The 12,952-nt window shown below is 70.2% G+C and carries 13 protein-coding genes; 4 read left to right on the top strand and 9 right to left on the bottom strand.

Annotated elements, in window-relative coordinates:
* Nucleotides 1-70 precede the first annotated feature (70 nt).
* Nucleotides 71-868 (top strand): LuxR C-terminal-related transcriptional regulator, encoded by a 798-nt coding sequence (locus tag ACYQ8Q_RS19385; protein ID WP_460066508.1) that lies wholly within the window; start codon nucleotides 71-73, stop codon nucleotides 866-868.
* Here ACYQ8Q_RS19385 and ACYQ8Q_RS19380 read toward each other — a convergent pair.
* On the bottom strand, nucleotides 827-1,324 hold the full coding sequence (locus ACYQ8Q_RS19380; protein ID WP_079661767.1) for a MarR family winged helix-turn-helix transcriptional regulator: 498 nt from the start codon (nucleotides 1,322-1,324) through the stop codon (nucleotides 827-829). The genes ACYQ8Q_RS19385 and ACYQ8Q_RS19380 overlap by 42 nt on opposite strands.
* 103 nt (nucleotides 1,325-1,427) lie before the next feature.
* On the opposite strand from ACYQ8Q_RS19380, the gene ACYQ8Q_RS19375 reads away from it, so the two are divergent.
* Nucleotides 1,428-2,225: a trans-aconitate 2-methyltransferase gene (locus ACYQ8Q_RS19375; protein ID WP_460066506.1), complete on the top strand. Its 798-nt coding sequence runs from the start codon at nucleotides 1,428-1,430 to the stop codon at nucleotides 2,223-2,225.
* A complete protein-coding gene (locus ACYQ8Q_RS19370; protein WP_460073402.1) occupies nucleotides 2,225-2,587 on the top strand; it encodes a VOC family protein in 363 nt (120 codons plus the stop codon). Before ACYQ8Q_RS19375 ends, ACYQ8Q_RS19370 begins: the two co-directional genes overlap by 1 nt.
* 14 nt (nucleotides 2,588-2,601) lie before the next feature.
* On the opposite strand, the gene ACYQ8Q_RS19365 is transcribed toward ACYQ8Q_RS19370, so the two are convergent.
* Entirely contained in the window at nucleotides 2,602-3,288 is a 687-nt protein-coding gene (locus tag ACYQ8Q_RS19365; protein ID WP_460066504.1) for a TetR family transcriptional regulator, read from the bottom strand.
* The gene (locus ACYQ8Q_RS19360; RefSeq protein WP_460066502.1) at nucleotides 3,285-4,295 is read right to left on the bottom strand and encodes an acyl-CoA desaturase; all 1,011 of its coding nucleotides are present in this window, start codon (nucleotides 4,293-4,295) and stop codon (nucleotides 3,285-3,287) included. Before ACYQ8Q_RS19360 ends, ACYQ8Q_RS19365 begins: the two co-directional genes overlap by 4 nt.
* Nucleotides 4,296-4,600: 305 nt before the next feature.
* Between ACYQ8Q_RS19360 and ppc the strand changes: the two genes are divergently transcribed.
* Nucleotides 4,601-7,342 carry a phosphoenolpyruvate carboxylase gene (ppc, locus tag ACYQ8Q_RS19355; RefSeq protein ID WP_460066501.1) on the top strand — a complete coding sequence of 914 codons (2,742 nt, stop codon included), beginning with the start codon at nucleotides 4,601-4,603 and terminating at the stop codon, nucleotides 7,340-7,342.
* 94 nt (nucleotides 7,343-7,436) lie between these two features.
* On the opposite strand, the gene ACYQ8Q_RS19350 is transcribed toward ppc, so the two are convergent.
* The 6 genes from ACYQ8Q_RS19350 to glmU all read right to left on the bottom strand — a co-directional run bounded on the left by ACYQ8Q_RS19350 (nucleotide 7,437) and on the right by glmU (nucleotide 12,878).
* Complete coding sequence (locus ACYQ8Q_RS19350; RefSeq protein ID WP_460066499.1) at nucleotides 7,437-8,156, bottom strand: LPXTG cell wall anchor domain-containing protein; 720 nt, start codon at nucleotides 8,154-8,156, stop codon at nucleotides 7,437-7,439.
* 136 nt (nucleotides 8,157-8,292) lie between these two features.
* Nucleotides 8,293-8,853 carry a hypothetical protein gene (locus tag ACYQ8Q_RS19345; protein ID WP_460066498.1) on the bottom strand — a complete coding sequence of 187 codons (561 nt, stop codon included), beginning with the start codon at nucleotides 8,851-8,853 and terminating at the stop codon, nucleotides 8,293-8,295.
* Nucleotides 8,854-8,895: 42 nt separating this feature from the next.
* The gene (pth, locus tag ACYQ8Q_RS19340; protein WP_460066497.1) at nucleotides 8,896-9,498 is read right to left on the bottom strand and encodes an aminoacyl-tRNA hydrolase; all 603 of its coding nucleotides are present in this window, start codon (nucleotides 9,496-9,498) and stop codon (nucleotides 8,896-8,898) included.
* Nucleotides 9,499-9,591: 93 nt separating this feature from the next.
* Nucleotides 9,592-10,188 (bottom strand): 50S ribosomal protein L25/general stress protein Ctc, encoded by a 597-nt coding sequence (locus tag ACYQ8Q_RS19335; RefSeq protein ID WP_460066496.1) that lies wholly within the window; start codon nucleotides 10,186-10,188, stop codon nucleotides 9,592-9,594.
* Between the two features lie 183 nt (nucleotides 10,189-10,371).
* Complete coding sequence (locus ACYQ8Q_RS19330) at nucleotides 10,372-11,346, bottom strand: ribose-phosphate diphosphokinase (RefSeq protein WP_055635124.1); 975 nt, start codon at nucleotides 11,344-11,346, stop codon at nucleotides 10,372-10,374.
* An 83-nt stretch (nucleotides 11,347-11,429) separates the two neighbouring features.
* Nucleotides 11,430-12,878: a bifunctional UDP-N-acetylglucosamine diphosphorylase/glucosamine-1-phosphate N-acetyltransferase GlmU gene (glmU, locus tag ACYQ8Q_RS19325; protein WP_460066494.1), complete on the bottom strand. Its 1,449-nt coding sequence runs from the start codon at nucleotides 12,876-12,878 to the stop codon at nucleotides 11,430-11,432.
* Nucleotides 12,879-12,952 lie beyond the last annotated feature (74 nt).

Here is a 12,952-nt window from a genome sequence, read left to right as displayed (position 1 = left end):
CGTCGTTCTCCGTCTTTCAGGACCTTGGGGTATCCCCGGCTCCGGACAGGGGCCTGGGGAAGGGGGTTTCGTGGTTCGCATCCGAGTCCTGGTCGTCGACGACCATCGCATCTTCGCCGAGTCGCTCGCAGCGGCGCTCGCCGCGGAGCCCGACGTCGACGTCTCCGCGGCCGGCAGCGGCCCCGCGGCGCTGCGCAGCCTGGAGCGCGCGGCCGCCGAGGGGCGCCGTTACGACGTGCTGCTCGTCGACGCCGATCTCGGCGCCGGAGCGGGAGCGGGAGGTGGTCCGGGCGGTGCGCTGCCCGGCATACGGCCCGCCGTGCCCGTGCACGAGGTGGGCGAGGACGGGCTCGTCGACGGGATCTCCCTCGTCGCGGGTGTGCGCTCCGGCCAGTCCCATGTCCGGGTCGTCGTCCTCGCCGAGAAGGACGACCCGCGCCGCGCAGCCCTCGCCCTCCAGGCCGGGGCCTCGGGATGGGTGGCCAAGGACTGCTCGCTGTCGCGGCTGCTCACCGTCATCCGCGGGGTGCTGCGCGAGGAGACCCATCTGCCGCCCGCCCTGCTCACCGGCGTCCTGCGCGAACTCACCGCCGCCCGCAAGCACCGCACCGAGAGTGAACGGCTCGTGGAGTCCCTCACGCCGAGGGAGCGCGAGGTGCTCCGGTGCATGGTGGCGGGCCTGGGGCGCAAGGCCGTCGCCGAGCGCCTCTTCCTCTCCCCGCACACCGTCCGCACCCATATGCAGAACGTCCTCGGCAAACTGGGCGTCCACTCCACCCTCGCCGCCGTCGCCCTGGCCCGCCGAGCGGGCGTCGGGCCGGTCGACCTAGCCGGGGATGTTGTCGAACGGGGCGGTCAGCTGGCGTAGCAGGGCGGCCAGTTCGCCGCGCTGGGCGTGCGAGAGCTCGGCCAGGATCGCCCGTTCCTGGTCGAGCAGCCCGGCCAGCGCCTGATCGGCGCGGTCCTTGCCGTCGTCCGTGAGACGGACGAGCACACCGCGCCGGTCGCTCGGGTCCGGCAGCCGCTCCACCAGGCCCTTCTTCGTGAGCCGGTCGATCCGGTTCGTCATCGTGCCCGACGTCACCAGCGTCTGCGTCAGCAGCTGCCCGGGGGAGAGCTGGTAGGGCGCTCCCGCGCGCCGCAGCGCGGTCAGCACGTCGAACTCCCAGGGCTCCAGCTGATGCTCGGAGAACGCCAGCCGGCGCGCCCGGTCCAGGTGCCGGGCCAGTCTGCTCACCCGGCTGAGTACTTCCAGCGGCTCCACGTCGAGGTCCGGGCGCTCCCGGCGCCACGCTGCGACCAGCCGATCGACCTCGTCCTCCATGGCGATCAGTGTAGTGGTTGTGTCGACGTGAAGTCTCTTGAGATCAAGTCTCTCGAGATGAAGTCTCTTGACGTCAAGATATGCGCGGAGGAGAGTGAGAGGCATGACGACCAACCCCTCCTGGAACCCCGCCCAGTACCTCCGCCACGCCGGCCACCGCGCCCGCCCCTTCCACGACCTCCTCGCCCGCGTCCCCGACCTCCCCGGCGACCCGCCCCGCATCGCCGACCTCGGCTGCGGCCCCGGCAACGTCACCGCCGTCCTCGCCGACCGCTGGCCCACCGCCCGCATCACCGGCTACGACAACTCCCCGCAGATGCTCGCCGACGCCGCCGCGCACGCCGGCCCGCGCCTCGACTTCGCCCACGCCGACCTCACCGGCTGGACCCCCCACGAGACCTACGACCTGCTGATCTCCAACGCCGCCCTGCACTGGGTCCCCGGCCACCTCGACGCCCTCCCCGCCTGGCTCGACGGGCTCGCCCCCGGCGGCACCCTCGCCTTCCAGGTCCCCCACAACACCGACGCCCCCCTGCACGCCCTCATGCGCGCGCTCGGCGACACCCCCCGCTGGAAGGACCGCCTCGCCCACGTCCTGCGCCCCGAGGACTCCGTCCACGCCCCCGGCGTCTACCTCGACCGCCTCGCCCGCCTCGGCTGCGCCACCGACGTCTGGACGACGACGTACCACCACGTCCTCACGGGCGAGGACCCCGTCCTCGACTGGGTCAAGGGCACCGGACTGCGCCCCGCCCTCGACGCCCTCGCCGACGACCCCGAGGCCCGGGACGCCTTCGTCGCCGAGTACCGCGACCTGCTCCGCGAGGCCTACCCGCGCACCCCGTACGGCACCGTCCTGCCCTTCCGCCGCCTGTTCGCCGTGGCCACCAAGGGCGCGTGATGATCACCGCCGTCGACCACGTCCAGCTCGCCGCCCCGCCCGGCACCGAGGACCTCCTGCGCCTCTTCTACACCGACGTCCTCGGGATGACGGAGATCCCCAAACCCGGCGTCCTCGCCGCGCGCGGCGGCTGCTGGTTCCGGGCGGGCGCCGTACAGATCCATGTGGGGGTGGAGCAGGACTTCCGGCCGTCGGCCAAGGCCCACCCGGGCCTCCGGGTCGCCGGCATCGTCGCCTACGCCGACCGGGTCCGGTCCCACGGAGTGGACGTCACCTGGGACGACGACCTCCCCGGCCACGACCGCTTCTACGTCCGCGACCCCGTCGGCAACCGCCTGGAGTTCCTCGAACCCCGTGTGTGAGGAACGGCGCACAGCTACGCCTTACGGCGTCCTATGAGGTGCGGCTTCGCCTCCAGCCCGTCCAGCCCGTGCCAGGCCAGGTTGACCAGATGGGCCGCGACCTCGGCCTTCTTCGGCCGGCGCACGTCCAGCCACCACTGGCCGGTCAGCGCCACCATCCCCACCAGCGCCTGCGCGTACAGCGGCGCCAGCTTGGGATCGAAACCGCGGCTCTTGAACTCACGGCCCAGGATGTCCTCCACCTGGGTGGCGATGTCCGAGATCAGCGAGGCGAACGACCCCGTCGACTGCGGGATCGGGGAGTCCCGGACCAGGATCCGGAACCCGTCCGTGTGCTCCTCGATGTAGTCGAGCAGCGCGAACGCCGCCTGTTCGAGCAGTTCACGGGGGTGACCGGCGGTGAGGGAGCCGGTCACCATGTCCAGCAGCCGCCGCATCTCCCGGTCCACGACGACCGCGTACAGCCCCTCCTTGCCGCCGAAGTGCTCGTACACCACCGGCTTGGAGACCCCGGCCTTCGCCGCGATCTCCTCCACCGACGTGGCCTCGAAACCCTTCGCCGCGAACAGGGTGCGACCGATCTCCAGCAACTGCTGGCGACGCTCGGCCCCCGTCATCCGGGTGCGCCGGGCGCGCCGCGGCTTCGCTTCGCCGCCGGGACTGGGGGTACTGCTGGAGTCGGTCGCCACGGCGTCAATCATGCCGCCTTCGCGGCCGCCTTCCGGCGCCGGGAGCCGTCCGCATCCGTGTTGCGACGCGAATCGATACGCGAGCGTGACGGCCAGCGCACGTCGTACGCCCACCCGAACGCCTCGAACCAGCGGATCAGCCGCGCCGAGGAGTCGAGCTGCCCCCGCATCACACCGTGCCGCGCCGACGTCGGATCCGCGTGGTGCAGGTTGTGCCAGGACTCACCGCAGGACAGCACGGCCAGCCACCACACGTTCCCCGACCGGTCCCGCGACTTGAAGGGGCGCCTGCCCACCGCGTGGCAGATCGAGTTGATCGACCAGGTGACGTGGTGCAGCAGCGCCACCCGCACCAGCGACCCCCAGAAGAACGCCGTGAACGCGCCCCACCAGGACATCGTCACCAGCCCGCCCACCAGCGGCGGGATCGCCAGCGACACCACCGTCCAGAAGATGAACTGCCGCGAGACCGCCCGGATCGCCCCGTCCTTGATCAGATCCGGCGCGTACTTGTCCTGCGGGGTCTGCTCCTCGTCGAACATCCAGCCGATGTGCGCCCACCACAGGCCCTTCATCAGCGCCGGGACCGTCTCCCCGAACCGCCACGGCGAATGCGGGTCGCCCTCCGCGTCCGAGAACTTGTGGTGCTTGCGGTGATCCGCCACCCAGCGCACCAGCGGCCCCTCCACCGCCATCGACCCCATCACCGCCAGCGCGATCCGCAGCGGCCGCTTCGCCTTGAAGGAGCCATGCGTGAAGTACCGGTGGAAACCGATCGTGATGCCGTGGCACCCGAGGTAGTACATGAAGACCAGCAGGCCCAGGTCCAGCCAGCTGACCCCCCACCCCCAGGCCAGCGGAACCGCCGCGAGCAGCGCCAGGAACGGAACGATGATGAAGAGGAGAAGGCTGATCTGCTCCAGCGAACGCTTCTGCTCGCCACCGAGCGTCGCGGAGGGAAGTGGAGCGCCGTCGTTCGCCTTCGGGGCGTCGTCGATCACATCGGAGCTCGTGGTCATGGGGCGTCCCCTGGGGGGTTCGAGGGTGTTGTGGCAGGTCGCCGGGTCACGGCCACCGCGCGCAGGATGCCGCGTACGGCTTCCTACGGTTCCGTAACCTACGGCATCGTAAGTATGGCAGTGCCCTGCCCGGCGGCAAGAGCCCGACCGTCTGCGCGTCCCGTCCGCCACCTATCCTTGGAGACGGTCGGACAGCGCGGTCCGCTCTGTTTTCTTCCCGGATGTCCGGCCCGTATGCGGTACCCGCCGCCAGGACGGTCCCGGGCCCGCCCAGACGAGCTTCACCACTGCAAGGAGCCGCACCTGTGAGCAGTGCCGACGACCAGACCGAGTCCACGGCGACCACCAGTACCGAACTGAGGGCCGACATCCGCCGACTGGGTGACCTCCTCGGAGAGACCCTCGTCCGGCAGGAGGGCCCCGAGCTGCTCGACCTGGTCGAGAAGGTCCGCCGCCTCACCCGCGAGGACGGAGAGGCCGCCGCCGAACTGCTGCGCGGCACCGAACTGGAGACCGCGGCCAAGCTCGTCCGCGCCTTCTCCACCTACTTCCACCTCGCCAACGTCACCGAGCAGGTCCACCGCGGCCGTGAGCTGCGCGCCAAGCGCGCCGCCGAGGGCGGTCTCCTCGCCCGCACCGCCGACCGCCTCAAGGACGCCGACCCCGAGCACGTCCGCGAGTCCGTCCGCCATCTCAACGTCCGCCCGGTGTTCACCGCACACCCCACCGAGGCCGCGCGCCGGTCGGTACTGAACAAGCTCCGGCGCATCGCCGCGCTTCTGGAGACCCCCGTCATCGAGGCCGACCGCCGGCGCCACGACACGCGCCTCGCCGAGAACATCGACCTCGTCTGGCAGACCGACGAGCTGCGCGTCGTACGCCCCGAGCCCGCCGACGAGGCCCGCAACGCGATCTACTACCTCGACGAGCTGCACGCGAACGCCGTCGGCGACGTCCTGGAGGACCTCACCTCCGAGCTGGAGCGGGTCGGCGTCCACCTCCCCGAGGACACCCGCCCCCTCACCTTCGGCACCTGGATCGGCGGCGACCGCGACGGCAACCCCAACGTCACCCCCCAGGTCACCTGGGACGTCCTCATCCTCCAGCACGAACACGGCATCAACGACGCCCTGGAGACGATCGACGAGCTGCGCGGCTTCCTGTCGAACTCCATCCGCTACACCGGCGCGACGGAGGAACTGCTGGACTCCCTCAAGACCGACCTCGAACGCCTGCCCGAGATCAGCCCCCGCTACAAGCGACTCAACGCCGAGGAGCCCTACCGCCTCAAGGCCACCTGCGTCCGGCAGAAGCTGGAGAACACCAAGCAGCGCCTCGCCAAGGGCACCCCGCACGAGCCCGGCCGCGACTACCTCGGCACCGGCGAACTCCTGGCGGACCTCACCCTCGTGCAGAACTCCCTGCGCGAGCACCGCGGCGGCCTCATCGCCGACGGCCGGATGAACCGCACCATCCGCACCCTGGCCGCCTTCGGCCTCCAGCTCGCCACCATGGACGTCCGCGAACACGCCGACGCCCACCACCACGCACTCGGCCAGCTCTTCGACCGCCTCGGCGAGGAGTCCTGGCGGTACGTGGACATGCCCCGCGAATACCGTACGAAGCTGCTCGCCAAGGAGCTGCGGTCGAGGAGGCCGCTCGCCCCCACCCCGGCGCCCGTCGACGCGGCCGGCGAGAAGACCCTCGGCGTCTTCCTCACCGTCAAGCGGGCCCTGGAGGTCTTCGGACCCGAGGTCATCGAGTCGTACATCATCTCCATGTGCCAGGGCGCCGACGACGTCTTCGCCGCCGCCGTCCTCGCCCGCGAGGCCGGCCTGATCGACCTGCACGCCGGCTGGGCCAAGATCGGCATCGTGCCCCTCCTGGAGACCACCGACGAGCTCAAGGCCGCCGACACCATCCTGGAGGAGATGCTCTCCGACCCCTCCTACCGACGCCTCGTCGCCCTGCGCGGAGACGTCCAGGAGGTCATGCTCGGCTACTCCGACTCCTCCAAGTTCGGCGGCATCACCACCTCCCAGTGGGAGATCCACCGCGCCCAGCGCCGGCTGCGCGACGTCGCCCACCGCTACGGCGTGCGCCTGCGCCTCTTCCACGGCCGCGGCGGCACCGTCGGCCGCGGCGGCGGCCCCTCGCACGACGCGATCCTCGCCCAGCCCTGGGGCACCCTCGAAGGCGAGATCAAGGTCACCGAACAGGGCGAGGTCATCTCCGACAAGTACCTCATCCCCTCCCTGGCCAGGGAGAACCTGGAACTGACGGTCGCCGCCACCCTCCAGGCCTCCGCCCTGCACACCGCGCCCCGCCAGTCCGACGAAGCCCTCGCCCGCTGGGACGCCGCCATGGACGTCGTCTCCGACGCGGCGCACGCGGCCTACCGCGAACTCGTCGAGGACCCCGACCTGCCGACGTACTTCCTCGCCTCCACGCCGGTCGACCAGCTCGCCGACCTGCACCTGGGCTCCCGGCCCTCCCGCCGCCCCGGCTCGGGCGTCTCGCTCGACGGACTGCGCGCCATCCCGTGGGTCTTCGGCTGGACCCAGTCCCGCCAGATCGTCCCCGGCTGGTACGGCGTCGGCTCCGGCCTGAAGGCCCTGCGCGAGGCGGGCCTCGACACCGTGCTCGACGAGATGCACGAACAGTGGCACTTCTTCCGCAACTTCGTCTCCAACGTCGAGATGACCCTCGCCAAGACCGACCTCAGGATCGCCCAGCACTACGTCGACACCCTCGTCCCCGACGGCCTCAAGCACGTCTTCGACCGCATCCGGGCCGAGCACGAGCTCACCGTCGCCGAGGTCCTCAGGGTCACCGGCGAGCGCGAACTGCTGGACGCCACCCCCGTCCTCAAGCAGACCTTCAGCATCCGCGACGCCTACCTGGACCCGATCTCCTACCTCCAGGTGACCCTGCTCAAGCGGCAGCGCGACGCCGCGGCGGCGGGCGCCGAACCCGACCCGCTGCTCTCCCGCGCCCTGCTCCTCACGGTCAACGGCGTGGCGGCGGGCCTGCGCAACACCGGCTGAGCGCCTACGACAACAGCAAGGCGGGACAGCAAAGGGGGTGCCCCCGAGCCTCGGAGAAGTACGAGGCTCGGGGGCACCCGGCTTGTGCCGTACGTCAGGCCCGGCGCCGCCGGGCCACGAGGTAACCGCCGGCACCCACCAGCGCCGCCGCGAGGGCCGCCAGGACGCCGACCGGCGCCCCGTTGCCGGTCTCGGCGAGACCGCCGGTGCCGCCCTGGGGGGTGGACGCCGAGGACGGGGTCGCACCCGAGGAGGACGACGGCTCGGCGGACGCGGAAGAACTCGGCGCGACCGAAGAGCTCGGCGAGGCGGACGAGGAAGGAGACGCGGACGACGAGGCCGAGCCCGACGGCGAACCCGACGGCGAACCCGACGGCGAACACGAGGGAGAGGAACCGCCGCCGCCCTCCTCCTGGCAGTCCACCTTGAACACCTTGTGCTTCGCGGCCCCCTTCTCGCCCTCGAAGTTCCAGAACAGCTTGTACTGGCCGTCGGGCAGCGACAGATCCTGGGTCCGGCCGTGACCGTCCGAGTCCAGCGTGATGGAGCCGGACTTGACGGTCTCGCCCTTCTCGGCGTCGTTGTCGGCCCAGGCCTCGATGTGCCAGGCGACCTGCTGGAGCCCGTCGAAGCCGAAGGCGTCGAGATAGAACGAGCAGACCTTGGGCTCGTCGCGCCGGTCGGACTCGGCGGTCGTCGACCGGTGGGTCTTCACATCGCCGTCGTCGCCTTTGGCCGCGTGGGCGGCGGGAGCCAGCAGCAGGGCCGCCGAGGACGCGACGGCGACGACTCCGGCCCGAGTGAGGGTACGCATGGGGCAGTCCATCTTCGAGTGACGAAAGGGAAGATGTGGAGGGGGCGGCTCAGCTTCCAACCACTCCTGACCGCCGGTCAATCACGAACAGGCAACATATGGGCGCCTCACAGCAATGAAGTGCGCCGAAAGCGACTCAGATCGTCACAAAGGCGGCGGTCAACAAGGCCATACCGGACCCCGCCAGCACCCACCCCCACCGCGCCCGCCCCAGGCCACCCGCGACCACCACCGACGCGAGCAGCAGCGCACCCCCCATCGGCACCCACGCGTACAGCACCCCCGCCGGACCCGACCGCACCACCTCGTCGCCGTCCGGCTTGACCACGACCGTGTAGGTCCGCCCCTTGCGCACCGCCACCGACTTCTCGATCACCACCCGCGACCGCGCCGTCGACCCCTCCGACAACGGCGTGTACGGCCCCGAACAGCTCTGCGCACCGCACCGCGTCACCTCGATCGTGCCGTGCTCCCGCCCCTTCGTCAGCATCACCTGCTGCGCCGTACCCCATGAACCCCACACCCCGGCGAACAGGATCAGCGCCGCGACCGCCCCCATCGCCGCGAGCCGCCCGACACGCAGGGCGGTCACGGACGCCCGGCGGGCCGGGGGAGAGCTGTTCTTCCGGCCTTTACGGCCGGTACGGCCGGTACGGCGATGGGACGCGACAGCAGGGGCAGGCATGGCCGGGATCATTGGCCAAGCCTCAGCGGTCAGTCAACCTCCGAGGGCGACACATCACGAGTTGTACGTACTCTGCGCCCGCTCCAGCCCTTCGATCACCAGACACTCGACCGCGTCGGCCGCCCGGTCCACGAACCAGTCCAGCTCCTTGCGCTCCGTCGAGGAGAAATCCTTCAGCACGAAGTCCGCCACCTGCATCCGCCCCGGCGGACGCCCGATCCCGCACCGCACCCGGTGGTACTCCGCGCCCATCGCCTTCGTCATCGACTTCAGACCGTTGTGCCCGTTGTCCCCGCCGCCCAGCTTCACCCGCAGTGTGCCGTAGTCGATGTCCAGCTCGTCGTGCACGGCCACGATGTTCGCCACCGGCACCTTGTAGAAGTCCCGCAGCGCGTTCACCGGACCGCCGGACAGATTCATGAACGACATCGGCTTCGCCAGGATCACCCGCCGGTTCTCCGGCCCCGGCGGCCCGATCCGCCCCTCCACGACCTGGGCCTGCGCCTTGCCCGCCCGCTTGAACCTCCCCCCGATCCGCTCGGCCAGCAGATCGGCCACCATGAAACCGACGTTGTGGCGGTTGCCGGCGTGCTCAGGACCGGGATTGCCGAGGCCCACGATCAGCCACGGCGCGTTGGCGGGGGTCGTCACGTCCATGTCTCCTTACGCAGCAGCCGCTGCTCCCCCCGGACGAGGGAAACAGCGGCTGGAGCTGATGTACCGCTATGAGAGCTACGAGAGCTGCGCGGCTCAGGCCTCGGCGACCTCTTCGCCCTCGGCGGCCTCGCCCTCCGGGGCCTCCTCGGCCTGCGCGGCCAGCACCTGCAGGACGACGGCGTCGCCGTCCACGGCCAGGGTGACACCCTTCGGCAGCGTGATGTCCTTGGCGAGGACGGAGGCACCGGCCTCCAGGCCCTCGACGGACACCGTGACGCCCTCGGGGATGTGGGTGGCCTCGGCCTCGACCGGCAGCGCGTTCAGGACGTGCTCCAGCAGGTTGCCGCCGGCGGCCAGCTCGCCCTCGGCGTGCACGGGGATCTCGACCGTGACCTTCTCGCCCCGCTTGACCAGCAGCAGGTCGACGTGCTCCAGGTAGCCCTTGATCGCGTCACGCTGGACGGCCTTCGGGATGGCCAGCTCGCTGGTCTTGCCGTCGATGTCCAGGGAGATCAGGACGTTCGGCGTACGCAGCGCGAGCAGCAGGTCGTGGCCCGGGAGGGTCAGGTGCAGCGGGTCCGAGCCGTGGCCGTACAGGACACCGGGGACCTTGCTGTCACGACGGATACGACGGGCGGCACCCTTGCCGAACTCGCTGCGGGTCTGGGCGGAGATCTTGACCTCGGACATGATCACTCCTCGTAGAACATCGGATCGGACGTGGTCACCCGGCCACGAACGGCCTGCTACGAAGAGCGCGTCGATAACGGAGCGTCGCATCCAAGGATGCGGCCTCCCTCGCCGAGCAACTGGAGAAGTCTACTCGGCGAAGGAGGCCGCAGAAAAATCGATCATCCTGAAGCGCGAACAGGCTTACTGCTCGTCGAACAGGCTCGTCACCGACCCGTCCTCGAACACCTCGCGCACCGCACTCGCGATCGTGTGCGCGATGGACAGGACCGTGATCTTGTCCAGCTCCAGCTCGCCCGGCGTCGGCAGCGTGTTGGTGAACACGAACTCGCTGACCTTCGAGTTCTTCAGACGGTCGGCCGCCGGACCCGACAGCACACCGTGCGTCGCCGTCACGATGACGTCCTCCGCACCGTGCGCGAACAGCGCGTCCGCCGCGGCGCAGATCGTGCCACCCGTGTCGATCATGTCGTCGACCAGCACACAGACCCGGCCCTTGACCTCGCCCACGACCTCGTGGACCGTCACCTGGTTCGCCACGTCCTTGTCACGCCGCTTGTGCACGATCGCCAGCGGCGCGCCCAGCCGGTCGCACCAGCGGTCGGCCACCCGCACCCGGCCGGCGTCCGGCGAGACCACCGTCAGCTTCGACTTGTCCACCTTGCTGCCCACGTAGTCCGCCAGCAGCGGCAGCGCGAACAGGTGGTCCACCGGACCGTCGAAGAAGCCCTGGATCTGGTCCGTGTGCAGATCCACCGTCAGGATCCGGTCCGCACCCGCCGTCTTCATCAGGTCCGCGATCAGCCGCGCCGAGATCGGCTCACGGCCACGGTGCTTCTTGTCCTGCCGCGCATAGCCGTAGAACGGCACGATCACCGTGATCGAACGCGCCGAAGCCCGCTTCAGCGCGTCGATCATGATCAACTGCTCCATGATCCACTTGTTGATCGGAGCCGTGTGGCTCTGGATCAGGAAGCAGTCCGCACCACGCGCCGACTCCTGGTAACGGACGTAGATCTCACCATTGGCGAAGTCGAAGGCCTTCGTCGGGACGACCCCGACACCCAGCTCGTGGGCGACCTCCTCGGCAAGCTCGGGGTGGGCGCGGCCGGAGAAGAACATCAACTTCTTCTCGCCGGTCGTCTTGATCCCGGTCACAGCACTGTCTCCTCAGAGGTCTCTCAGGGGGGTGCGGATTCGCACTTATCACGGTACGCCGTGTTTGACGTACCCGTTTCCGGTCAGTCTTCGCCCTCGCCCTGCCGCGCAGCCGCCTCGGCCGCCTGCGCGGCGGCACTCCCCGGACGCTTGCGAGCCACCCAACCCTCGATATTCCGCTGCTGACCACGGGCCACGGCCAGCGAACCGGGCGGCACGTCCTTCGTGATCACGGACCCGGCGGCGGTGTACGCACCGTCCCCGACCGTGACAGGAGCCACAAACATGTTGTCCGAGCCCGTACGGCAGTGCGAGCCGATGGTGGTGTGATGCTTGTCCTGTCCGTCGTAGTTCACGAACACACTCGCGGCACCGATGTTCGAGTACTCACCGATCGTCGCGTCACCGACGTACGACAGGTGCGGGATCTTCGTCCCTTCCCCGATCGAGGCGTTCTTCGTCTCGACGTACGTCCCGATCTTGCCCTTCGCACCCAGCCGCGTACCCGGCCGCAGATAGGCGTACGGCCCCACACTCGCGCCCGCACCGATGTGCGACGCGTAGGAGACCGCGTTGTCGACCCGGGCCCCCGCACCGACGACCGTGTCCGTGAGCCGGCTGTTCGGACCCACCTGAGCGCCCTCACCGAGATGCGTGGCACCGAGCAGCTGGGTCCCCGGGTGGACGACCGCGTCCTGCTCGAACGTGACCGTCACATCGACCCACGTGGTCGCCGGATCGATCACCGTCACCCCGGAGAGCATCGCGGCGGTCAGCAGCCGGTCGTTGAGGATCCGGCGGGCCTCGCTGAGCTGCACCCGGTTGTTGATCCCGGCGATCTCCCGGTGATCGGCGGCCACGGACGCGCCCACCCGGTGCCCGGCCTCGCGCAGGATCCCGAGCACGTCGGTCAGATACTCCTCACCCTGGCTGTTGTCCGTCCGCACCTTCTTCAGCGCGTCGGTCAGCAGCGCACCGTCGAACGCGAACACCCCGGAGTTGATCTCCCGGATCGCCCGCTGCGCGTCGGAGGCGTCCTTGTGCTCCACGATGGCCGTCACCGCACCGGTGACCTCGTCCCGGACGATCCGCCCGTACCCGGTGGCGTCCGGCACCTCGGCCGTCAGCACGGTGACCGCGTTGCCGTCGCCGTGGTGGGTCGCGGCCAGTGCGGACAGGGTGGCGCCGGTGAGGAGGGGGGTGTCGCCGCAGACGACGACCACGGTCCCGTCCACCCGGCTGCCCAGCTCCTCCAGCGCGATCCGGACGGCGTGACCGGTGCCGTTCTGCTGCTCCTGCACGGCGGTGCGTACGTGCGGGTCGATGTCGTTCAGATGAACGGTGACCTTCTCGCGCGCGTGCCCGACGACGACGACCAGGTTCTCGGGGTCCAACTCACGGGCGGCGGCCAGCACATGCCCGACGAGACTGCGACCGCAGAGCTCGTGGAGGACCTTGGGTGTGGCCGACTTCATACGGGTGCCCTCACCCGCTGCGAGAACGACGACGGCTGCCGGGCGAATGGCGCTCACGGATGTGCCCTTCGGCTGTGGAGTGAGGTGGGGACATCCGAAGGATACCGGGGCGTTTCCTGGCGGACATGAGA

It is taken from the genome of Streptomyces sp. YKOK-I1 (assembly GCF_054660435.1).
Note: the sequence above shows the minus strand (reverse complement) of the source record. Positions and strands in the feature narration are given on the sequence as shown.

What these genes read in the sequence shown, in the direction of transcription:
- ACYQ8Q_RS19380 (WP_079661767.1), bottom strand. Translation starts at nt 1,324, where the DNA reads ATGGAGGACGAGGTCGATCGGCTGGTCGCAGCGTGGCGCCGGGAGCGC.
- ACYQ8Q_RS19375 (WP_460066506.1), top strand. Translation starts at nt 1,428, where the DNA reads ATGACGACCAACCCCTCCTGGAACCCCGCCCAGTACCTCCGCCACGCC.
- ACYQ8Q_RS19370 (WP_460073402.1), top strand. Translation starts at nt 2,225, where the DNA reads ATGATCACCGCCGTCGACCACGTCCAGCTCGCCGCCCCGCCCGGCACC.
- ACYQ8Q_RS19365 (WP_460066504.1), bottom strand. Translation starts at nt 3,288, where the DNA reads ATGATTGACGCCGTGGCGACCGACTCCAGCAGTACCCCCAGTCCCGGC.
- ACYQ8Q_RS19360 (WP_460066502.1), bottom strand. Translation starts at nt 4,295, where the DNA reads ATGACCACGAGCTCCGATGTGATCGACGACGCCCCGAAGGCGAACGAC.
- ACYQ8Q_RS19350 (WP_460066499.1), bottom strand. Translation starts at nt 8,156, where the DNA reads ATGCGTACCCTCACTCGGGCCGGAGTCGTCGCCGTCGCGTCCTCGGCG.
- ACYQ8Q_RS19345 (WP_460066498.1), bottom strand. Translation starts at nt 8,853, where the DNA reads ATGATCCCGGCCATGCCTGCCCCTGCTGTCGCGTCCCATCGCCGTACC.
- pth (WP_460066497.1), bottom strand. Translation starts at nt 9,498, where the DNA reads ATGGACGTGACGACCCCCGCCAACGCGCCGTGGCTGATCGTGGGCCTC.
- ACYQ8Q_RS19335 (WP_460066496.1), bottom strand. Translation starts at nt 10,188, where the DNA reads ATGTCCGAGGTCAAGATCTCCGCCCAGACCCGCAGCGAGTTCGGCAAG.